The organism is Winogradskyella litorisediminis, assembly GCF_042675765.1.
GTDB classification, from domain to species: Bacteria; Bacteroidota; Bacteroidia; order Flavobacteriales; family Flavobacteriaceae; genus Winogradskyella; species Winogradskyella litorisediminis.
Genome location: NZ_JBHTJL010000009.1, coordinates 1,380,128 through 1,403,228, shown reverse-complemented (window position 1 = coordinate 1,403,228; position 23,101 = coordinate 1,380,128). Strand labels below are relative to the sequence as shown.

Genomic DNA, 23,101 nt, shown 5'->3' with positions numbered 1-23,101 from the left:
CTCTTTTACTTTTTTTTTAAACGTTTAAATTCAACTTTTTCTGCTTTACTTTTGTCTTTAAGATATCTATGATGCGCTTCAACTGTTTTGTCATCAATACAGCCCGTAACCTTTAAATCATAACCAAGTTTAATTAGCTTTTCTTGGTATTTTTCAAATTTTATTTTTTTCTTGATTATATCAACTGCTTCTTCACCTTTTATTACAAAATTTTCTCCTGCAGTTCTCAATTTGAGAGAATCGCAATGTACTTCGCGCCATTCTATTTTCGCTTCAAAATCAAAACACTTTTCATAGCATTTTCCAGGTACAGGATTTTTTGGAAGTTTCTGCCCAAAACAAATTCCTGCAAATAGAAAACTTAATATTTGAAGTACACTTTTCATTAATTAAACTGAAATCCTTTCGTTTTTTTACCAGCTTCAAAATTCTTCAAACCCGTTTCTAACCATTCAAAATAGATATCTTCATTTGGTTCGTAAGCATTGGTTGTGTTTAGCAATTCTAAATCGTGATTTAGAAGTGCATAATATGGTTGCGAGTTATTTTCAAAATTTACGGTTTGTAAGGTTGCCCACTTATCACCAATGGTTTCAACACGTTTTAAAGTGCCATTTGCTCGCAAATAATCGAATTGCTCATCTTCTGGTAATTCTTTTTTATCATCTACATAGAGTGAAATAATAACGTATTTTTCGCTTAAAATTTCATAAACATCAGATGTACTCCAAACTTGCTCTTCCATTTTACGGCAGTTGACGCATGCCCAACCTGTAAAGTCTAATAAAATTGGTTTGTCTTCTGCCTTTGCCTTTGCCAAACCTTCTTCCCAATCCTTACTACAATTTAAATCTAAAGGACATTCCGAAGCCTTATCATAAATACTGTAAAACATTGGCGGTGGAAAACCGCTCAAAAGCTTCAAATTGGCATATTTGGTATTTGTTAAACCTGAAATTAAATAGATGACGAAAGCCACGACTAAAATCCCTGTTGTGATTCGGCCTTTTCCTAATTTCTGTAATGGACCATCGTGAGGGAATTTAATTTTCCCAAAGAGATACAATATCAATCCAATACCGATGATTATCCATATTCCGATAAAGATTTCACGTTTTAAAAGTCCCCAATGTTCTACCAAATCTGCATTTGATAAAAATTTGAGCGCCAATGCCAATTCCGCAAAGCCTAAAAATACTTTTACCGTATTTAACCAACCTCCAGATTTTGGAAGTGTATTTAGCCATTTTGGAAACATTGCAAATAAGGTAAAAGGCAATGCCAATGCAAGCCCAAAACCGCCCATTCCCATAGTGAGTTGTGTTGCGCCACCATCTGCGGTTAAAGAGCTTCCTAGTAATGTTCCTAGAATAGGACCTGTACACGAAAAGGAAACTATAGCTAATGTCAACGCCATAAAAAATATACCGACAAAACCACCAATCTTGTTGGCTTTACTGTCCATTTTTGCACTCCAAGATTGCGGAAGAGTTAATTCGTAATATCCAAAAAATGAAAAAGCAAATACAATGAATATGATAAAGAATATGATATTTAGCGTAACGTTAGTTGAAATATTATTTAGAATTCCTGGGTCGAGTGAGTCGAGTAAATGGAATGGAATACTTAGTAAAACATAGATTAAAAAAATGAAAAATCCATAAAGAATGGAGTTGAAAACTCCTTTTTTAGAGTCGCCAGAACTCTTAGTGAAAAAAGATACTGTCAACGGAATCATAGGGAAAACACAAGGTGTTAGCAATGCAATTAATCCACCTAAAAAACCAAGTATAAAAATAGAGAAATTACTTTTTTCTTCAACGCTTTGCTTTTCGTATTTATCCCAACCAGTAATACCAAGTTCTAATTCTTTGGATAATTCAATACTTCGTTTATCAACTTCAACTAGCTCTTTTCCTACTTCGGTTCCGTCTAAATTTAGCTTAAAGTTATCATCACCTAAAATACATCTCTCATCATTACATGTCTGATATTCAACGGAAATCTCTATTTGTTTAAAATTTGGATTTATAACCTTGATTTGTTGAGAGAAAGTGACTATTCCTTGAAATTTTTTTACTTCTTCATCAAAAAGTGGGTCGTATTTTGATTTAATGTCTGGCTCGGTAGTTTTTCCTACAAGTTGATAATTGCCTTCTTGATTTTTAAACTCAAAATAAGTTTCTGGCGCAAAACCTTCTTCATCTATTTTATATTGTGAATAAATGCTATAACCTTCTTCAACTGTTACGGTCATTAAAATTTTATATTCGGAATCGGATATTTTTTCAATTTTATTTGCCCAACTTGCTGGATTATAATTTTGAGAAAACCCAATAGTAGAAAAAATTAGTGTAAAAAATATGAAGATAAATTTCTTAGAAACTGCCATAAATTTATATTGATGTACAAATGTAAGTTTTGCACATTTCTTATCGATTAAAAGTCGTCTAATTTATTAAAACCTTAATAATTTTTAGGTATAAAAAAACCCGAACATGTTGTTCGGGTTTGATATTCAATTTTATGATTTAAGATTTTTTCTCAATATCCAATAACTCAGTATGCTGCCATTGCGAAATTCCACCTTGCAAATCGTATATTTTTTTAAACCCAGCATCTTGAAGTTTCTTTGCGCATTTAGCACTACGACCGCCACCTTTACAATATAATACTACAGGTTTATTTTTATCTAATTTTTCTACGTCATCATCAAAAGTAGGCGAATTGAAATCTATATTTTGAGCATTTTTTATTCGTACTTCTTCATATTCTTCCGCTGAACGCACGTCTACTAGTTGCACATCTTCTAACTCTAAAATACTTTTCATTTCTGCAGCTGTTACTAATTTTACGTCTGAAGAATCTGCTGCTTTATCAACACAACTCGTACTTAAAAGTAGAGCTAAACTTAACAAAGTGATGGATAAAAATTGTTTCATGATTATTGATTTTTGATTGATTGCTATTTTAATTCACTGACTTCTCCCTGCCATTCTGTAAATCCGCCTACTAGATTGTAAGTATTATCAAAGCCAAGCTGATTCATAATTGCACACGCCTGTGCACTTCGACCTCCTGCTTTACAATACACGTAATAATTTTTAGATTTGTCTAGCTCCTGAATTTCATCAATAAAGCCTTGACCTTTAAAAATATCTATATGAATAGCGTTTGGTATAATCCCTAATTCTTCGACTTCTTCTAAGGTTCTTACGTCTACGATTATAGAATTATTATCTGCCTCAAGATTACTTTTCCAATCTTCTTGTTGTAAATCAGCCATTTAAATTATTTAATGTTAAACAAAATTAACATTTATTTATGATATAGACGAAAAAAAACCTGAGCTGTTACACTTCAGGTTTAACTTTTAACAAAAAAATTTAAAAATGTTATTTTGTTTTTATAGAACAACCGATTGCGCGTGTTGTTTTCTCTTGAACTTCTTTACCTGCCAATAGTGCATCAACAGCATTTTCGGTATATTTTGTTTTCACCTTTGAAGCGTCTTGATAATTATCATCAATTGCACCTATATATTGTACAATATTTCCTTTAGTTGTTTTTTCTAAAACATATACATGAGGCGTTTTTGTAGCACCATACTGCGGATAAATTTTCTGATCTTCGTCCATTAAATAAGGAAACGTAAACCCTTTTGCTTTAGCTCTCGCTTGCATGGCTTGCATATTATCACCTGGCTTAATATCTGTATCGTTTGGCATTATTGCAATTACTGGATAACCTTTTGATGCGTATTTTTTATCTAAAGCGACAATACGATCTTCATAAGCTACAGCATAAGGACAAGTGTTACAGGTAAAAATGACAATAAATCCTTTAGCCGATTTGTAATCGGATAAGGACACCATTTTTCCATCGATATTTTGTAATGAGAAATCGGTTGCTACATCGCCTACTTTATAACCAACCTCTGGTTTTAATGTAAAAGCCGTTAAGCTAACAAGGCAGATTAGAACCGCCATAAATTTTAAAGTTTTCATATTTTATTATTTTAATTTAAAAATTGTTTTAATTCGGTTTCTAATGCTTCTTGGGTAAAAGATTGTTCGTAAAACTTTCGCTTTTCGCCTTTATATATAATTGTGGCTGGTAATGCGCCAGACCAATCTTCATTTATTGCTGGTATCCATCGGTTTTGGTCCACATCATCAAAACAAACGACTTTTGATTTTATATCTCTTTTTTCTAAAAATGGAAGCAATTTTGTTTGGTATTGTCTCGGAAAATCTAAACTGACTAATAAAACCTCTACATTCTTATTTTTATAATTTTCATTTATATTCTCAAAATACGGTAATTCCTTAATGCACGGTGCGCACCAGGTTGCCCAAAAATTGACAACGTGTACTTTACCATCGTCTTTACTTAATAATGGCTTTAAGCCGTCATAGTCATAAATTGCAAGCGAAAAATTTTCATTAGAAGTATTATTAGCTTTTACTGTCTCTTCAGACTTTGCTTCAGAACTTATTTTCACTACTTCATTATTGGACCTTTTACAAGATAAGCCTATGAGTAATATTAGCACAATTATTCTTTTCATTTTATAAAATTACAAATGGTTGTAGGCTGATATTTTTTTTTAACAAAAAATTAATTGCTGATATTAAATTTCGAATTACATTTGTATATACAATAATTGTATATGAAAGAATTAGAAATCATATTAAAATCCACTGCAAAAATTTCAGATGAAAAAGCCGCGGTTGTTTCTATATTTCACATACACAATATATTTAAAGATGCCTTACTCACAGAGTTAAAAACTTATGACCTGTCTATTGAGCAGTACAATGTATTACGAATATTAAGAGGTCAAAAAGGGCAACCCATAAACTTACAAGATATCCAAGAGCGTATGATAAACAAAATGAGTAATACGACTCGATTGGTAGATAAACTATTAAAAAAAGATTTTGTTAACCGAATTATTTGTAAAAATAATCGACGTAAAGTTGAAATTTCTATTACTAGACATGGGCTTAAAATTTTACAAGAATTAGACCCAAAAATTGATGCCACCGAAACACGCGTAACGTCGAATCTAAAAAAAGAAGAATTAAAACAATTAAATAACCTTTTATTAAAACTTAATAATTAAAATCATGAAAAATTTAAAAACCTTAGCTGCTGTTGTATTAGCAGTATCATTCTTTTCGTTTTCTCTATTAAAAGAAAAAAAAGTTGACGTATCAAAAAGTACTGTAAATTGGGTAGGAAAAAAAGTAACAGGAAGCCATGAAGGCACTATTAAACTTGAAAGTGGCGTGCTTAATTTTGATGGAGACAATTTAGTTGGTGGCGAATTTGTAATAGACATGACCACAATTGACGTTACAGATCTAGAAGGAAAAAGCAAAGCTAGTCTTGAAGGTCATTTAAAATCTGACGATTTTTTTGGTGTAGAAAACCATAAAACAGCCACTCTTAAAATTACAAATGCCTCAAAACAATACAACGACTACGAGGTTATTGGAGACTTAACAATAAAAGGAATTACAAACCCGGTAAGCTTTACAATGTATAATAAAGATGGTGCAATGAAAGCAAAATTAATTATTGACCGTACAAAATTCGGCATCAAATATGGGTCGGCTTCTTTTATTGATAATTTAAAAGATAAAGCAATCTCTGATGATTTTGAAGTAAATGTAAATCTTGTTTTTTAATAATTTGAAAAAAATATTTGAAATGCAGTTTTTCATTTCTATATTTGAACTTGAAAATAAAAACAAATGCAATTACATAAAACATGGTGGTGGAATTTTATTAGCGAAACGTTCGTGAAATAGTCCATTGTGTTAACTGAAATACTAAAAGGCTTGTCATTCACGACAAGCCTTTTTTCTTTATGCTGAATTAATTACAGCTCCTAAAGATTAATAATAAAAAATACCGAAACAAATTCGGCACATAATGAAAACATATAATTTACATACATACTACAAAAAGATTTTAACAGACACTATAACACCTGTTTCAGTCTATTATAAGGTAAGGGATAAATTCCCAAATAGTATCCTGCTTGAAAGTGGTGATTATCATAAAAGTCAGAAAAACTTCTCCTACATATGTTTTAATCCAATTGCTGATATAAAAGTTGAAAATGAGGTGATTTATCAGAATTTCCCTGATGGAAGTTCTACCGAAACAATCATTTCCGAATTCGTTAATGTAATCGAAGAACTTCAACAATTCACAAAGCGCTTCAATACAAATTCTGATGAAGAGTTTAAATTTATAAACAACGGTATTTTTGGATATACGGCTTATGATGCGGTTAAATATTTTGAAGACATTACTATTTCTAAAAAAGACAACTCTGTTGAAATACCAGATATGTATTATGCAGTGTATCAGAATATCATTGCCATAAATCATTTTAAAAATGAAGCTTATATTTTCGCACATTGTCCTGATGGTGCTGAAAATAATATTGAAGCGATAGACAAACTGATAAATGTTCAAAATTTTGCGTCATTTAACTTTAACACTAAAAGCGACATTGAATCGAATCTAACAGATGACGAGTTTTTAGAACACGTGGATTTAGCAAAAAAGCATTGTGCTCGTGGCGATGTGTTTCAGTTGGTATTATCACGTCGTTTTACTCAAGAATTTTCAGGTGACGATTTTAACGTATATCGTGCATTGCGTAGCATAAACCCTTCGCCTTACCTATTCTATTTTGATTACGGAAACTTCAAAATTTTCGGAAGTTCACCAGAAGCACAACTTATTGTTGATAATGGTTTGGCTGAAATTCATCCAATTGCTGGAACATTTAAACGTACAGGAAACGATAAAAAAGACGCCATTCTCGCTGAAGAATTAATAAACGACGAAAAGGAAAATGCAGAGCACGTGATGCTTGTCGATTTAGCCAGAAATGATTTAAGTCGAAACGGTAATAGCGTAAAAGTAGAGACTTACAGAGAAGTGCAATTCTTCTCTCATGTCATTCATTTGGTCAGTAAAGTTACAGGTCAAAAACACGACAAAACCTCAACCATGCAAGTTGTGGCAGACACTTTCCCCGCAGGAACCTTAAGTGGTGCACCAAAGCACAAAGCCATGCAATTGATTGATAAATACGAAAAAACTAGTCGTGGTTACTACGGTGGCGCCATTGGATTTATGGATTTTGAAGGTAATTTTAATCATGCCATCATGATAAGAACATTTTTAAGCAAAGATTACAAACTCAATTGGCAAGCTGGCGCTGGATTAGTATCTAGGTCTAATCCAGAAAGTGAAAAACAAGAAGTATACAATAAATTAGGCGCTTTAAACAAAGCCATTGAACTTGCAAAAAGTATTTAATATGAAGAAAGTTTTAGTCATAGACAATTACGACAGTTTCACTTATAATCTGGTTCATTATTTAGAAGATTTAGACTGCGACGTTACCGTAAAACGAAACGACAAATTAACATTAGATGAGGTTGAGAATTTCAATAAAATTGTGCTCTCTCCAGGACCTGGAATTCCAGATGAAGCTGGGTTATTAAAGGCGATTATTCAAAAATATGCACCTACAAAAAGTATACTTGGCGTTTGCCTTGGTCAACAAGCTATTGGTGAAGTTTTTGGCGGAACATTAGAAAATTTAGACACTGTTTTTCATGGTGTTGCCACTAATGTAACGCTATCAGTTGACGACGAAACTTTATTTAAAGGTTTAGACAAAACTTTCGAAGTTGGTCGTTACCACTCGTGGGTTGTCAATACCAATTTACCAGAAAGTCTAGAAGCTACATCGTTTGACGAGAATGGACAAATCATGTCCTTACGCCATAAAGTGTACGACATAAAAGGTGTACAATATCATCCTGAATCTGTTTTAACCCCAAATGGAAAACAAATTTTAAAGAATTGGGTGAATAGTTAAGAAGATATGAAAGATGTTTTAAACAGACTTATAGCACACGAAACGCTTACAACTAAAGAAGCCAAGCAAATCATCGTTAACATATCTAACGATATGTACAACCCAAGTCAGATTGCTTGTTTTCTATCGGTGTATATGATGCGAAGTATTACGATTGAAGAACTTCAAGGATTTAGAGATGCGCTTTTAGAACTTTGCATTCCGATAGACTTAAGTGATTACAACGCCATTGATATTGTAGGAACTGGCGGTGATGGTAAAAACACTTTTAATATTTCAACTTTATCGTCATTTGTAACTGCAGGCGCAGGTGTAAATGTTTCTAAACATGGTAATTACGGCGTATCATCAACTTCGGGTTCATCAAATGTAATGGAGCATTTGGGTGTCAAATTCTCAAATAATGAAGATTTTCTAAAACGTTGTTTAGACCAAGCTGGTATTTGCATTTTACACGCACCGCTATTTCATCCAGCCATGAAAAATGTAGCTCCAATCCGAAAAGAATTAGGCGTTAAAACATTCTTTAATATGCTCGGGCCAATGGTAAATCCATCGTTCCCAAAGCATCAATTATTAGGTGTTTATAATTTAGAAATACTGCGATTATACAGTTTTCTATACCAAAAAACAAATACCAATTATAACATTATTTTCGCTTTGGATGGTTACGACGAAATCTCATTAACAGGAAAAGCAAAACTAATTTCAAATCATTCTGAAACCCTCTTTTCTCCAATTGATTTAGGCTTAAAAACCATCAATCAATCTGAAATTTTTGGTGGAAACACTATTGAAGACGCAGCAAATTTATTCGTAAACATCATCAAAGGAAAAGGTACAGAAGCACAAAACAATGTCGTGTGTACCAATGCAGGTTTGGCTATAGCAACAAGAGAACAAATAACACACAAAGAAGGGTTCGAATTGGCAAAAGAGTCATTACTGAGCGGAAAAGCAAAGCAAAGCTTAGACAAACTTATAGAATTAAGTAAATGAATATTTTAGATAAAATAGTAAAAGACAAACGCATAGAAGTTGACTTACGTAAGTCAATAATTCCAGCAAAACAATTAGAACAATCCGTTCTTTTTGAGAGAGAAACCATTTCATTATCCAAAAAACTACGACATAGCAAAAGCGGCATTATAGCAGAACATAAACGACGTTCGCCGTCAAAGTCTGTAATCAATCATAATTTAAATGTGCAAGATGTAGCTTCTGGCTATGAAAATGCTGGCGTTTGTGGTATGTCTGTTTTAACCGATGGAAAATATTTTGGTGGTAGTTTAGACGATTTACTCATTGCAAGAGCAAGTTCTAATTTGCCGTTATTAAGAAAGGAATTCATTATAGATGAGTATCAAATTTTAGAAGCAAAAGCCTACGGCGCTGATGTGATTCTACTCATCGCAGCCATATTAACTAGAGACGAAATCAAGCAATTTTCAGAATTTGCAAAACAACTAAATCTCGATGTTTTGTTAGAAGTTCACAGCGAAGCTGAATTACATAAATCAATCATGCCATCTTTGGACATGTTAGGCGTAAACAACAGAAATCTAAAAACCTTTGAGGTCAGTTTAGAAACCTCAAAACAACTAAGCCAACTCATACCTGATGATTTTGTAAAAGTATCCGAAAGCGGCATCAGCTCGGTTGAAGCTATAAAAGAATTAAAACCTTATGGCTACAAAGGGTTTTTAATTGGTGAGAATTTTATGAAAACAGATAATCCTGGAGCAAGCGCAACAGAATTCATAAAAAGCCTCCTCTAACTCCTCCAAAGGAGGAGAACACAGACGCAAATGAAAGAAAATTCAAAACACAATAATAAATCGTTTTTCCCCTTTGGGGAAAATGCCATCAGGCAAAAGGGGATGAAACTGAAGATTTGTGGAATGAAATATCAAGAAAATATAAAAGCTGTTGCAGCATTGCAACCAGATTATTTAGGCTTTATATTCTACGATAAGTCGTCACGTTTTTTTGATGGTAAAATTCCACAACTACCAAATTCAATTAAAAAAGTTGGGGTTTTTGTAAACGAAAGCTTAGATAAGGTTATCAATTTAGTAGGGAAACATAATTTACAAGCTGTACAATTACACGGAAATGAATCTCCAGAATATTGCACCAAACTCAAATCGTTTTGTCATGCTGAACTCGATTCAGCATCTCATCAAAAGATTGAATTAATTAAAGTATTCAGCATAAAAGACAGTTTCAATTTCGATATTTTAAAACCTTACGAAGGCATAGTCGATTACTTTTTATTTGATACCAAAGGAAAACTACCTGGTGGAAATGGCTACACCTTCAACTGGGATGTGTTAAAAAATTACCCTTCAACAACACCCTACTTTTTAAGTGGAGGAATTGGATTAAATGAAGTAGAAAAAATAAAAGCGTTCAAAAAAAGTCCAGCTTCAGAATACTGCTATGCTATCGATGTTAACAGTAAGTTTGAAATTGAACCTGGATTAAAAAACATTAATGAATTAGAAAAATTTAAATATGAGCTACAACATTAACGACAAAGGCTATTATGGCGAATTTGGAGGTGCATACATTCCTGAAATGCTATATCCAAATATTGAAGAATTACGTCAGAATTATTTAAAAATCACCGCCGAAGAATCATTTCAAGAAGAGTTTCACCAGCTATTAAAGGATTACGTTGGTCGTCCTTCTCCTCTGTATTTCGCGAAGCGCTTATCCGAAAAGTACAATACCAAAATTTATTTAAAGCGTGAAGACCTGAACCATACCGGTGCACATAAAGTCAATAACACTATTGGTCAGATACTTTTGGCACAGCGCCTAGGTAAAACTAGAATTATAGCCGAAACCGGTGCAGGACAGCATGGTGTTGCCACGGCAACAGTTTGTGCATTAATGGGTGTTGAATGTGTAGTTTATATGGGAGAAGTTGATATTGCACGCCAAGCACCAAACGTTGCAAGAATGAAAATGCTCGGCGCCAAAGTTGTGCCTGCATTATCAGGAAGTCGAACTTTAAAAGATGCCACAAACGAAGCCATGCGCGATTGGATTAATAATCCAGTTAATACGCATTACATTGTAGGTAGTGTTGTAGGACCGCATCCGTATCCAGATATGGTAGCACGCTTTCAGGCTGTAGTTTCAGAAGAAATTAAAAAACAATTGTTAGAAAAAGAAGGTACCGAAAATCCTGATTATTTGATTGCTTGTGTTGGTGGTGGCAGCAATGCTGCAGGGACTTATTACCATTACTTAGATAATACTGATGTAAACATCATCGCCGTTGAAGCTGCAGGAAAAGGCATAGATACTGGCGAAAGCGCTGCAACTTCTGTCTTGGGAAAAGAAGGTATTATTCACGGTAGTAAAACCCTATTGATGCAGACAGGCGACGGACAAATTACAGAGCCCTATTCTATTTCAGCTGGTTTAGATTATCCTGGCGTTGGCCCGATGCACGCTAACTTGTATAAAACTGGTCGCGCAGAATTTATCTCCATTACAGATGATGAGGCGATGACTGCAGGTTTAGAATTATCGCAATTAGAAGGTATCATTCCTGCTATAGAAACATCTCATGCACTAGCTGTTTTTGAGCACAAAACCTTTAAACCAGAAGACATCATCGTACTAAATCTATCAGGTCGCGGAGATAAAGATTTACAGAATTATATTGATTATTTTAAATTATAGGTTTTTCGTCATGCTGAACTTGTTTCAGCATCGCACAAGCAATGAAATACAGCTTTGTTTACATAATGACTAATAAATATCGTACCACTTTCTATATTGGTATGACTACAAATTTATCTAAACGTATAACCGAACATGCTGAAGGTACGGGGTCATTATTTACTAAGAAATATAATCTGAAAGATTTGATTTATTTTGAAAAATTTACTGATATAAATCAAGCCATTGACAGAGAAAGACAATTAAAAAACTGGCACAAAGATTGGAAGTTGAACCTAATACGCGAATTGAATCCAAAATTAGAAACTTTAATTTACTAAGAGAACATAAATTATGTGACACTGAAACAAGTTCAGTGTGACGGCCACAACATTATGAACAGAATAAACCAAAAATTACAAGAAGACAAAAAGTTGCTTTCTATATATTTCACGGCAGGTTATCCAAATATTAATGATACGGTAAACACCATTCAAAATTTGGAGAAAAGTGGTGTGGATATGGTAGAGATAGGATTACCATTTAGTGACCCATTGGCCGATGGTCCAACCATTCAAGATAGTTCGACACAAGCGCTAAAAAATGGCATGACTAGTGAACTGTTGTTCCAGCAATTAAAAGACATTCGTAAAACGGTGTCTATTCCTCTAATTATCATGGGTTACTTTAATCCCATGCTTCAATATGGTGTCGAGGCGTTTTGTAAAAAATGTCAGGAAATTGGCATCGATGGATTAATTATCCCTGATTTACCTGTTGATGTTTATCATGATGAGTATAAATCTACATTTGATAAATATGGACTTATCAATGTATTTCTAATAACACCTCAGACCTCAGAAGAACGTATTAGGTACATCGACTCCGTTTCGGATGGATTTATTTACATGGTAAGTTCTGCAAGTACAACGGGCGCCAAATCTGGCTTTGGCGATGAGCAAGAAAATTACTTTACTCGAATTTCTAATATGAATTTAAAGAATCCGCAAATCGTTGGATTTGGTATTTCTAATAACGACACTTTTATGCAGGCTACTAAGTATGCTAAAGGTGCTATAATTGGCTCAGCGTTTATAAAATACGTTACGGCGAATGGAATTAAAAATTTAAATCATTTTATTAATCCGATATTGGGCAAATAATCTTTTGCGTTAGTTTTTATATGTTTTGAACCATTTTGTCTTTAGTGTTTTGTCTAATTTTATAATGAACAAAAAACAGAATATTATGGGAATGATAGAAGACAGAAAAAAATTTAAACCGACAAAAACACAAACGAATCCAACAAACCCGACGGCAAATGTTAATCAAGAAACTAATGAGTTTGATATTGACAAAGCCACAATAAAAAAGCAGCAGGTTAAAAAATAATCTGTAAAATGAACAAAAACCGAAAAGCCTATTCTTATTTTTGAATAGGCTTTTTTATTTTACTATCTTTCATGAAACTACTCAATAATTGGCGTGTTATTATTCTCCTTTGTTTAACCTTAGGTTTAGCACCTTTTTTACCTGAACCACACATAATTGGAAAACTAAGATGGCTGAGTAGCGGTGCTAATGGTATGACAATTATGGATTATTTTGATGTTCTGCTTCACGGATTTCCATTTATTCTATTATTACGATTGCTAATTATTAAAATCACTAAGACCAATGGCGCTTAATATTGTCCTCATAGAACCCGAAATACCAAATAACACTGGTAACATAGGTCGCCTAGCATTAGCAACTGGCTCTCGATTACACCTAGTTAAACCGTTTGGTTTTGAGATTGACGATAAACGTTTAAAACGAGCTGGATTAGATTATTGGCAACATTTAGAAGTTATCTATTACGATAATGTGGATACGTTTTTCAAAATAAACCATAATAAGAACATGGCTTTTTTAAGTAGTCATGGCACAAAACATCATTGGGCTATAGATTTTGAGGATGATATGTTTTTAGTTTTTGGAAAAGAATCTGTAGGACTGTCAAAAGAAATCACAGAAAAACACGCAGACCAGCTTTTTAAAATACCAATGTATAGTGATAACATAAGAAGTCTTAACTTAGCCAATGCCGTTAGTATTATAGTCTACGAAGGGTTACGTCAACTAAACCATTAAATTAGCAGATATTGAAATTCTCGAGAACAAGAAATCTAATTTCAGAATACGGACAAATAGCTCTAGGTATTGTTCTAGCAAGTATTGGTTTAAAAGCGTTTCTGTTACCCAACGGATTTTTAGATGGTGGTGTTACTGGCATTGCACTTTTAGTAAGTTCACAGCTAAATATTGATGTTTCAGTTTTACTTATTGCTTTTAGTGTACCTTTTTTAATTTTAGGTTACTATACAGTTTCAAAACGTATTGTCATAAAATCCATAATTAGCATCATTGGCCTTGCGCTTTTTATTCATTTTGAAAACTTTGATACCATTACAGAAGACAAATTACTTATCTCAATTTTTGGTGGCTTATTTTTAGGCGCTGGTATTGGTATTGCCATAAGAAACGGTTCTGTTTTAGACGGATCAGAAATTTTAGGCGTGTATCTAAACGATAAATTTGGTATTAGTATTGGAAAAATTATTCTCGTTTTTAATATTATTTTATTCAGCATCACGGCTTATCTTATTTCGGTAGAAGTTGCGCTATACTCTATACTTACCTACATCGTTACGGCTAAAGTTACAGACTTAACTATTGAAGGTTTCGAAGATTTTATTGGTGTAACTATTGTCTCGAAAAAGTATGAATTAATTGAAGATGCCATCATTAAAGATTTAGGTGTTGGCATGACGCTTTACAAAGGAACACGAGGCGTTGGCAATTCAGGAAAATACGAAGATTTTGATATTATTCATTCTATAATAAATCGAATAGATATTAAGAAAATGCATCGCATTGTACATTCTATTGATGATGACGCTTTTATAGTAGAATTTGATGTCAATAATGTAAAAGGTGGCGTACTAAGACATTATTTAGACAAAAAGAAAAATAAAGTTTTACCTAAAATTTAACGTCGTTTTTTAAGCATATTTAAATACATGTTTTCCACCTTTGTTCTCGCCCAAGGCGTGCGACGTAAAAATTTTAAACTACTTTTTACAGATGGGTCATGCGTAAAACAACGAATATTAATTTGATGCCCCATATATTCCCAACCGTAATGCGCCACTAAATCTTCAACAATTTGTTGCAATTTAATACCGTGTAGTGGATTGTTGGGTTGTGTTTCCATAACAATGACTGTTTGATCGAGCATTAACGAGTTTGAAATATATTTTAAACGAAGGTAGCTTACGAAGTAAGTCGAGACTTTTTTTAAATTTTAGAATAAAATTCTCTCTAATTACTCTGTAACATGCTTTCAATAAAACTTATTTATCTCAACCAATGCTCGAAGAGACAAAACTAATTGATTAATTTCTGATATCGTTACTTCGTCTTCTATTTCGGTTACGGTTAGAGGTTTTCGAATTAGAATTTCCTCCTGAATTTTTAGAACTACCTTGAGGTCTTCCTTGGCTTCGTTGCCTATTCTGTCCTTGTTTTATAGGTTCTGTTGACGCATTAGGGTCAGGCTCAAAGCCTTCAATAATATCAACTGGGATTTTTTGCCCGATTAATTTCTCAATACCTTTCAAAAAAGAAGTTTCATCCGCACTTACCAAAGATAAAGCTTCACCACTTGCTCCTGCTCTACCTGTTCGTCCTATTCGGTGTACGTAATCTTCAGAAATATTTGGCAATTCAAAATTAATAACATGTGGTAATAACGGAATGTCTAAGCCGCGCGCTGCGATATCTGTTGCTACTAACACTCTAATTTTTCCGGTTTTAAAACCTGCCAACGCTTTCGTACGCGCACCTTGGCTTTTGTTACCATGAATTGCTGCTGCGGTAATCCCTGAACTCACCATTTTTTTAGTTAAACGATTTGCACCATGCTTGGTTCTTGTAAACACTAAAACTTGTTGCCAATCACCTTCGGAAATCAGCTTAATAATCAATCCTGTTTTTTTTGTTTTAGCAACACGATACACCTTCTGTTCAATAACTTCAACAGCCGTATTTTCTGGAGTCGCTTCGACTTGAACTGGATTATTTAAAATTGAATATGCTAGTTTTTTGATATCTTTTGAAAATGTTGCTGAAAACATTAAGTTTTGACGTTTGCTTGGTATTAATTTCATTACACGCTCAATATCGCGTAAAAAACCCATATCGAGCATGCGGTCAGCTTCGTCCAAAACAAATATTTCGACATCTTTTAACGACAGTAAACCCTGACTCTCTAAATCTAACAGTCTGCCAGGTGTAGCTACTAAAACATCTATACCGCGCTTTAGATTTGACACTTGTGGTTTTTGGTTGACACCACCAAAAATTACGGCACTTCGTATATCTAAAAATTCCGAATAATCTTTAACATTCGCATAAATTTGAGCAGCTAACTCACGTGTAGGTGTTAAAATTAAAGCTCTAACATTTCTGCGTCGATGTGCATCTTCTTTAGATAGCAAATGTAAAAGTGGTAATGTAAAACCTGCAGTTTTCCCTGTTCCTGTTTGGGCTGAAGCTAATACATCTTTTCCATCTAAAACTGGTGGAATGGCTTTGGCCTGTATGGGCGAAGGTGTTTCGTAACCTTTTTTAGAAATTGCTTTAAGAATTGGCGCAGAAAGGCCGAGAGATTGAAATGACATAAATAAGTTTTATAGAGTAAACTCTATGTATTTAGGTCACTCCTTTTAATTTTTGGCGAATGTACCGCTATTTTATCGTAAAAAACATAATTACAGAGATTATAAAAACTTAGCGTAATTTTGCTTTATAACAATCTTACGATAAAGGCGTTTGATTTTAAACCTCACTATGAAAACCCAATTGCTTTTTGTTCTTCTTTGCACATCAATAGGCATGTTTAATATTATAGATGCTCAAAACATTAGGCTTCCAGAAATTGAAGCTCCCGAAAAGAATTTTTACAACCTTCTAGAAGAGCAAAAAATAAAATTTCCTAAGTTTAATAACGGAAAAATTAAATCAGTTAAAAGAACCTATAACATCTATAAAAACAATAGAGTTAATGTTACCGAAACTGAAGTCACAATTTTTGACCGAAATAAAAGTATAACGGAGCATTATTACATTCATAATAATGAAAAATTTGATGATTTTAGTTCACCTCCAATTCAGTACAAAGACTCTATTAACGGTGGATTAAGGATTAAAATTATAGAAGACGAAACCACTTATAAAGACTATATTTATAAATCAGGAAAGCTGATAAAATATGTTGAAAACGCAGAAAATTACTATCAAATCGAAAACGTTTTTAAATATAACGCTAATGGAAAATTAATAAAACGTTATGCGTACAATTTTGATATTTTAGAAGATGAAAACAATAACGCTATTGCTGCTGCAAAAACAATGAATAATGCAGAAATAGCAACTTATAAAGAAAAAAAAATATCTGAAAAGGAAAGTTTTGAAATTTGGGAAGATATATTTAATTATCAAAAAATAGAGTATCAATATAACCTCAAGAACCATCTAGAAAACTATTTATATACACTTAGAAGTTATTCTACAGACAGTTTAAAAGCAGATATTAATTTGGAAAAACAAATACTATCAAACTTTAAGGAATTAAAAGTTAATAGAAAAAATTTAAAAGGCGAATTTCAATACAATGAAAAATCGAAAATAAAAAGTTTTACACTTTCAGATATTAAATCTGAAGCTATTTTAGAAAATTACAACATCAGCTATCAACCAAATTCCATGACGATACTTGGTAAATTTCCTAAACCAAATAACGCAGAATTAATTTTAAAATATGAATATATTTTTGACAAGTTCAAAAATCCTATTTCTATAAAATCGTATTACAAACTTGGTGAAACTTTTGTTTTAGATAAAGAAACACTAATAGAAATTTCGTATTACAAAGACTAATTTTTAGCTGCTCTCCATTCTAAAAATTTAAAAAAAGGATTAGTTCTTCTGTTTTTGTAACCGTGAATCATTACAGTAAAAAATAAAATAATAGCAGCACCATAACAAGTATTTTCTATAGTTGTATTTGTATCGGCATTGGCATTAGCAATCCCTAAAAGTGCCCAAATACCAACAGCAGCAAATTCGCGAAGATTTCGTTTCCAAACAGCAAGTAAATTTATAAATGTAGCTATAATAACCATTATTATTGTCCAGGTTTCTGGTGATAATCCTAAACCATTCCAATCTATTTTTAATAGATATGTAGAAACATTAGCAATACTTGCCACTGTTACCCAACCAGCATAAATTACAAATGGCCACCAAAGAAAAACAATGGTTGAAATCGGCTCATCATCAAGCTCCATTCTATTGTTCCATATGATTTTTAATAAAGAAATGAGCAACAAAAAAATGAAGATGCAAGACACAGCAGTGAACTCATATATCCATGCAAATACCCAAGCAGAATTAAATACACAGCTTGCTACAAACCACCAACCTGTGTCTATTACAAAATCGTTTTTACGTACGTTTACAAATAAACTACGCCCTTGATAAAAAACAAAACCTGCCAACATTAGATAAATAATACCCCAAATGGCAAAGGTATAACCAGCTGGCGTAAACAGAGATTTATAGCTATCAGAAACCTCGCCAATTGTTGTGTTATTTAATACACCAGTATTAGATAAGTAATTGATAAATACGGTAGAAACAAACGCTACTCCATTTGTAATTTGTAGAACTTTTTTCATCTTGAATAATTTGAAATCGAAGTTACGAAAGAAATGACTGTAATGTTGAATGACAATTTTACGGAATATCAAAAAATGCTTTTAAGTTAAGTTTGGGATTACAAAAAAGCTAATTATGTAAATCAAAGCGTTTTTAACAACTGCTCAACCTCAACAATGGTTTGTCGGAATAATTTCCGATTGGGTTTGGTCATGTGCTGCGCTTCGGCGCTGATGTCTTCTAAAATTTCTTTGCCTTTGTTACGACTATCGTTATCTAGATAAAATTTTGCTAATTCCAAACGTTCGCTATAATTAGAATATGGTCTATCAATGGCTTTCAATTGAGTTTCAGCAGCATCTAAATCGTCTTGTTCTCTTAATGCTAAACCATAACAAAATTGCTGTTTTGAGCCTTTAAATTCCGGCTTATTTTTTATTTCATTTACATGGGAAATGACTTTTTCAAAGTCGTTAATTTGAAAATAGCACAACACCAATTGCTGATGTGCATACAAACCATTTTGCGATTTATCTTTTAACGTGATTTCGTAATTTAAAATGGCATTCTGATACGCTTTAATCTCGAAATATGCATCTGCCAAATCCATTCGGTTTGCATACGTATCTACAAACTCAATCTTCTTTTCAAGGTCTTTTATTTTCTTGGTCGGATTGACAACAGACGTAATTTCCTTTTTAATGGTATTGACATCTCTACTAGTTAATACCTGTGTGATGATATAAAAAATCGCGCCAAAAATAGGAATAAATAAAACCACAAAGAACCAATAATACGGTTTGTGATTTTTATAAATATGATAAAAGCAGAACACTTTTACCGCAATAACAAGATAATATTGAAGCATCTAAATAATTATGATACTTAAAGATAAAAACTATCTCGTAAACACCAATTCTTTTTCCGAAGACAACTCTTCACTGAAACCGTAATTGTCTAAATTGAAATTCTTGACATCATCTAATTTTTTTGCATCGGTATCGATAATGTATCTTGTCATTAATCCGCGTGCTAGTTTTGCGTAAATAGCAATAGTTTTATACTTGCCGTTCTTGAATTCTTTAAAATTAACATTAATGACTGGTACTTTTAAAGCTTTGGTGTCAATGGCTTTAAAATATTCGTTACTGGCTAAGTTTAGGAATAACTCATCGTCTTTAAGTTCGTCGTTTAACGATTGTGTGACTTTTTTGCGCCAGAATTCGTAGAGGTTTTTGTTTTTTCCGACAGGGAATTTTGTTCCCATTTCTAAACGATATGGTTGAATTAAATCTAATGGTTTTAAAATACCGTATAATCCTGAAATGATTCGCACAGTATCTTCAACTTTATCTAATTTTTTAGTATCGATTGTATAAGCATCAATTCCACGGTACACATCACCATTAAATGCATAAATTGCTGGTCGTGCATTAGCGTTTGTAAAAGGTAATTCCCAATCTTGATTGCGCTCATAATTTAATTCTGCCAAATTATCTGAAATATGCATAAGCTCTGATAAGGCTTTTGGCGATTTTTTTTTTAGTAATTTATTGATGCGCTCTGCCTCTGCCAAAAAACAGCTTTCTGTTGTTTTTGGTGTTGGTAGTTTACTTTCGAAATCTAAAGACTTAGCTGGTGATAATACAAGTTTCATGAGCCCCTTTTAATTTCCCCAAAAGGAAAATTCAACATTTAAAATTATATCTCAAAGATACGATTTGAAGTTTGTTTGTACTTATGGCTTTAAGAAGATTTTACGATATTGTTATTGATGTTTTTTATTATTCATTTTTGAAACAAAAAGATTTTGAATTGACACTTCAACTGCGCTCAGTGCGACAAATGAGTTTCAAAAAAACATAACCTTGAATTAAAAAACATCTAGAAAGCCCGCGTTAAGGATAGAAACGGCATCCTTTTTATAAGGCACGCATAAAAAGATATAGTGGATAGCCTGACGAAGACGATGCCTTTGGCATGTCTTGGGAACGCCCAAAAAGAAAACAAATTAATCTGTCGCGTGCTTGGCGTAGTGTTTCCACTTTGCAATGCATTGCTTCATGTCTTCTGGGATTTCGGTCGAAAAGCGCAGAAATTCTCCAGTTTTTGGATGCTCAAAACCTAAGGTTTTAGCGTGTAAAGCTTGACGAGGCAATACTTTAAAAGCATTCTCTACAAATTGTTTGTACTTGGTAAATGTTGTACCTTTTAAAACGCGTTCTCCGCCATAACGCTCGTCATTAAAAAGCGTATGACCAATGTGTTTCATATGAACACGTATTTGGTGCGTACGCCCAGTTTCTAGCTTACATGAAACGAGCGTAACGTAACCCAAGCGCTCTAAAACTTTGTAATGCGTCACGGCTGGCTTGCCCTTGTAGGCATCATCACCTTCAAAAACGGTATTTTGTAATCTGTTTTTGGGATGGCGTCCAATATTTCCTTCTATTGTACCTTGGTCTTCAGTAATATTTCCCCAAACTATGGCAATATATTCGCGCTCGCTAGTTTTGTCTTTGAATTGCTGTGACAAATGCGCCATAGCAATTTCAGTTTTGGCAACAACCAAAAGTCCGCTGGTATCTTTATCAATACGATGCACTAAACCTGGTCTATCGCTTGAATTTTTTGGTAAATTTTCAAAATGAAAAATAAGTGCATTTATGAGCGTTCCCGAATAGTTGCCGTGACCTGGATGCACGACCATGCCAGCAGGTTTGTTAACGACCAACAAATCGTCATCTTCGTAAACGATATCTAATGGTAAATCTTCGCCAACCAACAAATGTTCGTGTGGTGGATGTTGAAATTTTACGCGAATAACATCATTTGGTTTTACCTTATAATTTGCTTTTACAGGCGTATCGTTAACAAAAATGGCACCTTCTTTTGCAGCGGCTTGGATTTTATTTCTTGTAGCGTTTTCGACAAAATTCATTAAGTATTTATCGATACGCAGTGGTTGTTGGCCTTTTTCTACAACAAATTTATGATGTTCGTAAAGCTCATTATTGGGCGGCAATTCTGGTGTTGTATCCATAACTTAATTAGATGAGCGGTTGCCGTTGCCCAATACCAAATCTATTTTGGTTTTTAATGGAAATTTATCGCCAGGTTTAACATTTTTTCCGTTGTGCTTTATGCCTAAAACCACATCTTTACCAATATTGTCAATGTATGTTTTATTACCAACCTCGAGACCTAAAGCTTCTAACGTTGGCTTAGCTTGTCTAAAAGTACGACGCATAATATTTGGTAAAGCTACTTTTCTGTAACCAGAAGGATTTAAAGTAAGGTATATTTTACGATTTTCTTTGACATTTTTTCCTGCATTTGGGTCTTGTTCTATAACAGAAAATTTTGGATAATTAGGATTATAATTTGCGGAATCTTGAATCTGCATCACTAAATCTAAATCTTCTAATTCTATCTGTACGGTTTCTAAAGACTTGCCTTTTAGGTCTGGCACCGTAATAAATTCGCCATTATTCGTGGTGCTATCTAGCCACTTTAATAACAAAAAACAAAATATTACAATTGCTATAACAGCTAAAGCCAAATGTTTAAAAAAGGTTTTGCTCGTTAAAAATTTTACAATACTCATATGCGTGGTTGTTGTTGACAAAACTAAGGAAAATGCCACTATTTAGATTAAAGCAATTTACTTTTTTATATACGGTAGTAAATTACAAATCGATTTTAGCTACTAAAATAAATTTATTAATACATTTACATAACAACAATTTCAAAAGTTTATTACGTTGAAAAACATTGCAATTATAATGGGTGGCTACTCTAGCGAATTTAAGATTTCGCTAAAAAGTGGTGCTGTGGTTTTTGAAACTTTAGACCGAACTAAATATATACCACATCGTATTCATATTTTTAAAGAAAAATGGGTGTATGTTGATGAAACTGAAAACGAAACTCCAATAAATAAAGATGATTTTTCTGTTGAAGTTGAAGGCAAAAAAGTAACATTTGATTGCGTGTTTAATGCTATTCACGGTTCGCCAGGTGAAGACGGTTTTATGCAAGGTTATTTTGAGTTGTTAGGTATTCCACATACAAGCTGTAGCATGTATCAAGCCGCATTAACGTTTAATAAACGTGATTTTTTGGCAACTTTAAAACCGTTCGGAATAAAAACAGCCGAAAGCTACTATCTAAATCTTGGTGATGCTATTGACGAAGATGCTATTGTTGCAAAAGTCGGATTACCGTGTTTTGTAAAGGCAAACAAAGCAGGAAGTAGTTTTGGGATTTCTAAAGTATATAAAAAAGAAGATTTACAGGCGGCAATTGGAACGTCTTTTAAAGAAGACAACGAAATTATTATTGAGCAGTTTCTTGATGGTGTTGAAGTTTCTGTAGGCGTCATTTCTTATAAAGGTGACACAAAAGTCTTACCAATAACAGAGATAGTTTCTGAAAATGACTTTTTTGACTACCAAGCTAAATACGAAGGTAAATCTCAAGAAATTACACCTGCAAGAATTTCAAAAGATTACGAAACCAAAGTAAAAACCGAGGCCAAAAAAATATACGAGCTTTTGAAAATGAAGGGTTTTAGCCGTAGTGAATTCATCTTTAAAAATGACGAACCTTATCTTTTAGAAATGAATACTGTTCCTGGCTTAACCAAAGAAAGCATTTTACCGCAACAGGCAAAGGAAGCTGGGATTTCTTTGCAAGATTTGTTTAGTAATGCTATTGAAGAGGCAATCAATTATTATTAAT

The 23,101-nt window shown here is 33.2% G+C and carries 29 protein-coding genes; 16 read left to right on the top strand and 13 right to left on the bottom strand.

Annotated features, from left to right (window positions below):
* Positions 1–5: 5 nt before the first annotated feature.
* From ACFQ1Q_RS08655 to ACFQ1Q_RS08630, 6 genes are all read right to left on the bottom strand, one after another.
* On the bottom strand, positions 6–386 hold the full coding sequence (locus ACFQ1Q_RS08655; RefSeq protein WP_386129965.1) for a hypothetical protein: 381 nt from the start codon (positions 384–386) through the stop codon (positions 6–8).
* The gene (locus tag ACFQ1Q_RS08650) at positions 386–2,392 is read right to left on the bottom strand and encodes a protein-disulfide reductase DsbD family protein (protein WP_386129963.1); all 2,007 of its coding nucleotides are present in this window, start codon (positions 2,390–2,392) and stop codon (positions 386–388) included. Before ACFQ1Q_RS08650 ends, ACFQ1Q_RS08655 begins: the two co-directional genes overlap by 1 nt.
* Before the next feature lie 139 nt (positions 2,393–2,531).
* Positions 2,532–2,942, bottom strand: a complete 411-nt coding sequence (locus ACFQ1Q_RS08645) for a rhodanese-like domain-containing protein (protein WP_386129961.1) — start codon at positions 2,940–2,942, stop codon at positions 2,532–2,534.
* Between the two features lie 23 nt (positions 2,943–2,965).
* The gene (locus tag ACFQ1Q_RS08640; RefSeq protein WP_386129959.1) at positions 2,966–3,286 is read right to left on the bottom strand and encodes a rhodanese-like domain-containing protein; all 321 of its coding nucleotides are present in this window, start codon (positions 3,284–3,286) and stop codon (positions 2,966–2,968) included.
* A gap of 109 nt (positions 3,287–3,395) precedes the next feature.
* Positions 3,396–4,007, bottom strand: a complete 612-nt coding sequence (locus ACFQ1Q_RS08635; RefSeq protein ID WP_386129957.1) for a thioredoxin family protein — start codon at positions 4,005–4,007, stop codon at positions 3,396–3,398.
* Positions 4,008–4,018: 11 nt separating this feature from the next.
* On the bottom strand, positions 4,019–4,570 hold the full coding sequence (locus ACFQ1Q_RS08630; protein WP_386129955.1) for a TlpA family protein disulfide reductase: 552 nt from the start codon (positions 4,568–4,570) through the stop codon (positions 4,019–4,021).
* 102 nt (positions 4,571–4,672) lie between these two features.
* On the opposite strand from ACFQ1Q_RS08630, the gene ACFQ1Q_RS08625 reads away from it, so the two are divergent.
* The 14 genes from ACFQ1Q_RS08625 to ACFQ1Q_RS08560 all read left to right on the top strand — a co-directional run bounded on the left by ACFQ1Q_RS08625 (position 4,673) and on the right by ACFQ1Q_RS08560 (position 14,631).
* Positions 4,673–5,128, top strand: coding sequence for a MarR family winged helix-turn-helix transcriptional regulator (locus ACFQ1Q_RS08625; RefSeq protein WP_386129953.1), 456 nt, complete (start codon positions 4,673–4,675; stop codon positions 5,126–5,128).
* A 4-nt stretch (positions 5,129–5,132) separates the two neighbouring features.
* Positions 5,133–5,696: a YceI family protein gene (locus tag ACFQ1Q_RS08620; protein WP_386129951.1), complete on the top strand. Its 564-nt coding sequence runs from the start codon at positions 5,133–5,135 to the stop codon at positions 5,694–5,696.
* A gap of 247 nt (positions 5,697–5,943) precedes the next feature.
* The gene (locus ACFQ1Q_RS08615) at positions 5,944–7,350 is read left to right on the top strand and encodes an anthranilate synthase component I family protein (protein ID WP_386129949.1); all 1,407 of its coding nucleotides are present in this window, start codon (positions 5,944–5,946) and stop codon (positions 7,348–7,350) included.
* A 1-nt stretch (position 7,351) separates the two neighbouring features.
* Entirely contained in the window at positions 7,352–7,918 is a 567-nt protein-coding gene (locus tag ACFQ1Q_RS08610; RefSeq protein ID WP_386129948.1) for an anthranilate synthase component II, read from the top strand.
* 6 nt (positions 7,919–7,924) lie between these two features.
* Complete coding sequence (gene trpD, locus ACFQ1Q_RS08605; protein ID WP_386129946.1) at positions 7,925–8,917, top strand: anthranilate phosphoribosyltransferase; 993 nt, start codon at positions 7,925–7,927, stop codon at positions 8,915–8,917.
* Positions 8,914–9,696, top strand: a complete 783-nt coding sequence (gene trpC, locus ACFQ1Q_RS08600; RefSeq protein ID WP_386129945.1) for an indole-3-glycerol phosphate synthase TrpC — start codon at positions 8,914–8,916, stop codon at positions 9,694–9,696. The genes trpD and trpC overlap by 4 nt, the downstream gene beginning before the upstream one ends.
* Positions 9,697–9,798: 102 nt before the next feature.
* The gene (locus tag ACFQ1Q_RS08595) at positions 9,799–10,452 is read left to right on the top strand and encodes a phosphoribosylanthranilate isomerase (RefSeq protein ID WP_386130211.1); all 654 of its coding nucleotides are present in this window, start codon (positions 9,799–9,801) and stop codon (positions 10,450–10,452) included.
* Positions 10,436–11,617 (top strand): tryptophan synthase subunit beta, encoded by a 1,182-nt coding sequence (gene trpB / locus ACFQ1Q_RS08590; RefSeq protein WP_386129943.1) that lies wholly within the window; start codon positions 10,436–10,438, stop codon positions 11,615–11,617. Before ACFQ1Q_RS08595 ends, trpB begins: the two co-directional genes overlap by 17 nt.
* A gap of 41 nt (positions 11,618–11,658) precedes the next feature.
* A complete protein-coding gene (locus ACFQ1Q_RS08585) occupies positions 11,659–11,937 on the top strand; it encodes a GIY-YIG nuclease family protein (RefSeq protein WP_386129941.1) in 279 nt (92 codons plus the stop codon).
* Between the two features lie 54 nt (positions 11,938–11,991).
* Positions 11,992–12,759 carry a tryptophan synthase subunit alpha gene (gene trpA / locus ACFQ1Q_RS08580; RefSeq protein WP_386129939.1) on the top strand — a complete coding sequence of 256 codons (768 nt, stop codon included), beginning with the start codon at positions 11,992–11,994 and terminating at the stop codon, positions 12,757–12,759.
* 64 nt (positions 12,760–12,823) lie between these two features.
* A complete protein-coding gene (locus ACFQ1Q_RS08575) occupies positions 12,824–12,988 on the top strand; it encodes a hypothetical protein (RefSeq protein WP_386129937.1) in 165 nt (54 codons plus the stop codon).
* 71 nt (positions 12,989–13,059) lie between these two features.
* Entirely contained in the window at positions 13,060–13,284 is a 225-nt protein-coding gene (locus tag ACFQ1Q_RS08570) for a hypothetical protein (protein WP_386129935.1), read from the top strand.
* Positions 13,274–13,729: a tRNA (cytidine(34)-2'-O)-methyltransferase gene (locus tag ACFQ1Q_RS08565; protein WP_386129933.1), complete on the top strand. Its 456-nt coding sequence runs from the start codon at positions 13,274–13,276 to the stop codon at positions 13,727–13,729. The genes ACFQ1Q_RS08570 and ACFQ1Q_RS08565 overlap by 11 nt, the downstream gene beginning before the upstream one ends.
* Before the next feature lie 11 nt (positions 13,730–13,740).
* Positions 13,741–14,631, top strand: coding sequence for a YitT family protein (locus ACFQ1Q_RS08560; protein ID WP_386129931.1), 891 nt, complete (start codon positions 13,741–13,743; stop codon positions 14,629–14,631).
* On the opposite strand, the gene ACFQ1Q_RS08555 is transcribed toward ACFQ1Q_RS08560, so the two are convergent.
* Positions 14,628–14,852, bottom strand: a complete 225-nt coding sequence (locus ACFQ1Q_RS08555) for a VF530 family protein (RefSeq protein ID WP_386130209.1) — start codon at positions 14,850–14,852, stop codon at positions 14,628–14,630. The two genes, ACFQ1Q_RS08560 and ACFQ1Q_RS08555, sit on opposite strands and share 4 nt — an antisense overlap.
* Before the next feature lie 181 nt (positions 14,853–15,033).
* Positions 15,034–16,320, bottom strand: coding sequence for a DEAD/DEAH box helicase (locus tag ACFQ1Q_RS08550; RefSeq protein WP_386129929.1), 1,287 nt, complete (start codon positions 16,318–16,320; stop codon positions 15,034–15,036).
* A gap of 169 nt (positions 16,321–16,489) precedes the next feature.
* Between ACFQ1Q_RS08550 and ACFQ1Q_RS08545 the strand changes: the two genes are divergently transcribed.
* Positions 16,490–17,578, top strand: coding sequence for a hypothetical protein (locus ACFQ1Q_RS08545; protein ID WP_386129927.1), 1,089 nt, complete (start codon positions 16,490–16,492; stop codon positions 17,576–17,578).
* Here the strand turns inward: ACFQ1Q_RS08545 and ACFQ1Q_RS08540 are convergent.
* The 5 genes from ACFQ1Q_RS08540 to ACFQ1Q_RS08520 form a co-directional block, all read right to left on the bottom strand.
* Positions 17,575–18,378 carry a tryptophan-rich sensory protein gene (locus ACFQ1Q_RS08540; RefSeq protein ID WP_386129925.1) on the bottom strand — a complete coding sequence of 268 codons (804 nt, stop codon included), beginning with the start codon at positions 18,376–18,378 and terminating at the stop codon, positions 17,575–17,577. The genes ACFQ1Q_RS08545 and ACFQ1Q_RS08540 overlap by 4 nt on opposite strands.
* A gap of 122 nt (positions 18,379–18,500) precedes the next feature.
* Complete coding sequence (locus tag ACFQ1Q_RS08535; RefSeq protein ID WP_386129923.1) at positions 18,501–19,226, bottom strand: hypothetical protein; 726 nt, start codon at positions 19,224–19,226, stop codon at positions 18,501–18,503.
* Positions 19,227–19,256: 30 nt separating this feature from the next.
* Entirely contained in the window at positions 19,257–20,015 is a 759-nt protein-coding gene (gene yaaA, locus ACFQ1Q_RS08530; RefSeq protein WP_386129921.1) for a peroxide stress protein YaaA, read from the bottom strand.
* A 354-nt stretch (positions 20,016–20,369) separates the two neighbouring features.
* Positions 20,370–21,401, bottom strand: coding sequence for an RluA family pseudouridine synthase (locus ACFQ1Q_RS08525; protein WP_386129920.1), 1,032 nt, complete (start codon positions 21,399–21,401; stop codon positions 20,370–20,372).
* A 3-nt stretch (positions 21,402–21,404) separates the two neighbouring features.
* Positions 21,405–21,965: a PASTA domain-containing protein gene (locus ACFQ1Q_RS08520; protein ID WP_386129918.1), complete on the bottom strand. Its 561-nt coding sequence runs from the start codon at positions 21,963–21,965 to the stop codon at positions 21,405–21,407.
* A 157-nt stretch (positions 21,966–22,122) separates the two neighbouring features.
* Between ACFQ1Q_RS08520 and ACFQ1Q_RS08515 the strand changes: the two genes are divergently transcribed.
* A complete protein-coding gene (locus ACFQ1Q_RS08515; RefSeq protein ID WP_386129916.1) occupies positions 22,123–23,100 on the top strand; it encodes a D-alanine--D-alanine ligase in 978 nt (325 codons plus the stop codon).
* The last annotated feature ends 1 nt before the right edge of the window (position 23,101 follow it).

Coding starts and splice junctions, on each gene's coding strand:
- ACFQ1Q_RS08635 (WP_386129957.1), bottom strand. CDS start 4,007: ATGAAAACTTTAAAATTTATGGCGGTTCTAATCTGCCTTGTTAGCTTA.
- ACFQ1Q_RS08540 (WP_386129925.1), bottom strand. CDS start 18,378: ATGAAAAAAGTTCTACAAATTACAAATGGAGTAGCGTTTGTTTCTACC.
- trpD (WP_386129946.1), top strand. CDS start 7,925: ATGAAAGATGTTTTAAACAGACTTATAGCACACGAAACGCTTACAACT.
- ACFQ1Q_RS08625 (WP_386129953.1), top strand. CDS start 4,673: ATGAAAGAATTAGAAATCATATTAAAATCCACTGCAAAAATTTCAGAT.
- ACFQ1Q_RS08620 (WP_386129951.1), top strand. CDS start 5,133: ATGAAAAATTTAAAAACCTTAGCTGCTGTTGTATTAGCAGTATCATTC.
- ACFQ1Q_RS08570 (WP_386129935.1), top strand. CDS start 13,060: ATGAAACTACTCAATAATTGGCGTGTTATTATTCTCCTTTGTTTAACC.
- ACFQ1Q_RS08535 (WP_386129923.1), bottom strand. CDS start 19,226: ATGCTTCAATATTATCTTGTTATTGCGGTAAAAGTGTTCTGCTTTTAT.
- ACFQ1Q_RS08650 (WP_386129963.1), bottom strand. CDS start 2,392: ATGGCAGTTTCTAAGAAATTTATCTTCATATTTTTTACACTAATTTTT.
- ACFQ1Q_RS08630 (WP_386129955.1), bottom strand. CDS start 4,570: ATGAAAAGAATAATTGTGCTAATATTACTCATAGGCTTATCTTGTAAA.
- ACFQ1Q_RS08645 (WP_386129961.1), bottom strand. CDS start 2,942: ATGAAACAATTTTTATCCATCACTTTGTTAAGTTTAGCTCTACTTTTA.
- ACFQ1Q_RS08595 (WP_386130211.1), top strand. CDS start 9,799: ATGAAACTGAAGATTTGTGGAATGAAATATCAAGAAAATATAAAAGCT.
- ACFQ1Q_RS08640 (WP_386129959.1), bottom strand. CDS start 3,286: ATGGCTGATTTACAACAAGAAGATTGGAAAAGTAATCTTGAGGCAGAT.
- ACFQ1Q_RS08565 (WP_386129933.1), top strand. CDS start 13,274: ATGGCGCTTAATATTGTCCTCATAGAACCCGAAATACCAAATAACACT.
- ACFQ1Q_RS08555 (WP_386130209.1), bottom strand. CDS start 14,852: ATGGAAACACAACCCAACAATCCACTACACGGTATTAAATTGCAACAA.
- trpB (WP_386129943.1), top strand. CDS start 10,436: ATGAGCTACAACATTAACGACAAAGGCTATTATGGCGAATTTGGAGGT.
- ACFQ1Q_RS08545 (WP_386129927.1), top strand. CDS start 16,490: ATGAAAACCCAATTGCTTTTTGTTCTTCTTTGCACATCAATAGGCATG.
- ACFQ1Q_RS08585 (WP_386129941.1), top strand. CDS start 11,659: ATGAAATACAGCTTTGTTTACATAATGACTAATAAATATCGTACCACT.
- ACFQ1Q_RS08610 (WP_386129948.1), top strand. CDS start 7,352: ATGAAGAAAGTTTTAGTCATAGACAATTACGACAGTTTCACTTATAAT.
- trpC (WP_386129945.1), top strand. CDS start 8,914: ATGAATATTTTAGATAAAATAGTAAAAGACAAACGCATAGAAGTTGAC.
- ACFQ1Q_RS08615 (WP_386129949.1), top strand. CDS start 5,944: ATGAAAACATATAATTTACATACATACTACAAAAAGATTTTAACAGAC.
- ACFQ1Q_RS08525 (WP_386129920.1), bottom strand. CDS start 21,401: ATGGATACAACACCAGAATTGCCGCCCAATAATGAGCTTTACGAACAT.
- trpA (WP_386129939.1), top strand. CDS start 11,992: ATGAACAGAATAAACCAAAAATTACAAGAAGACAAAAAGTTGCTTTCT.
- ACFQ1Q_RS08655 (WP_386129965.1), bottom strand. CDS start 386: ATGAAAAGTGTACTTCAAATATTAAGTTTTCTATTTGCAGGAATTTGT.
- ACFQ1Q_RS08575 (WP_386129937.1), top strand. CDS start 12,824: ATGAACAAAAAACAGAATATTATGGGAATGATAGAAGACAGAAAAAAA.
- ACFQ1Q_RS08550 (WP_386129929.1), bottom strand. CDS start 16,320: ATGTCATTTCAATCTCTCGGCCTTTCTGCGCCAATTCTTAAAGCAATT.
- ACFQ1Q_RS08520 (WP_386129918.1), bottom strand. CDS start 21,965: ATGAGTATTGTAAAATTTTTAACGAGCAAAACCTTTTTTAAACATTTG.
- yaaA (WP_386129921.1), bottom strand. CDS start 20,015: ATGAAACTTGTATTATCACCAGCTAAGTCTTTAGATTTCGAAAGTAAA.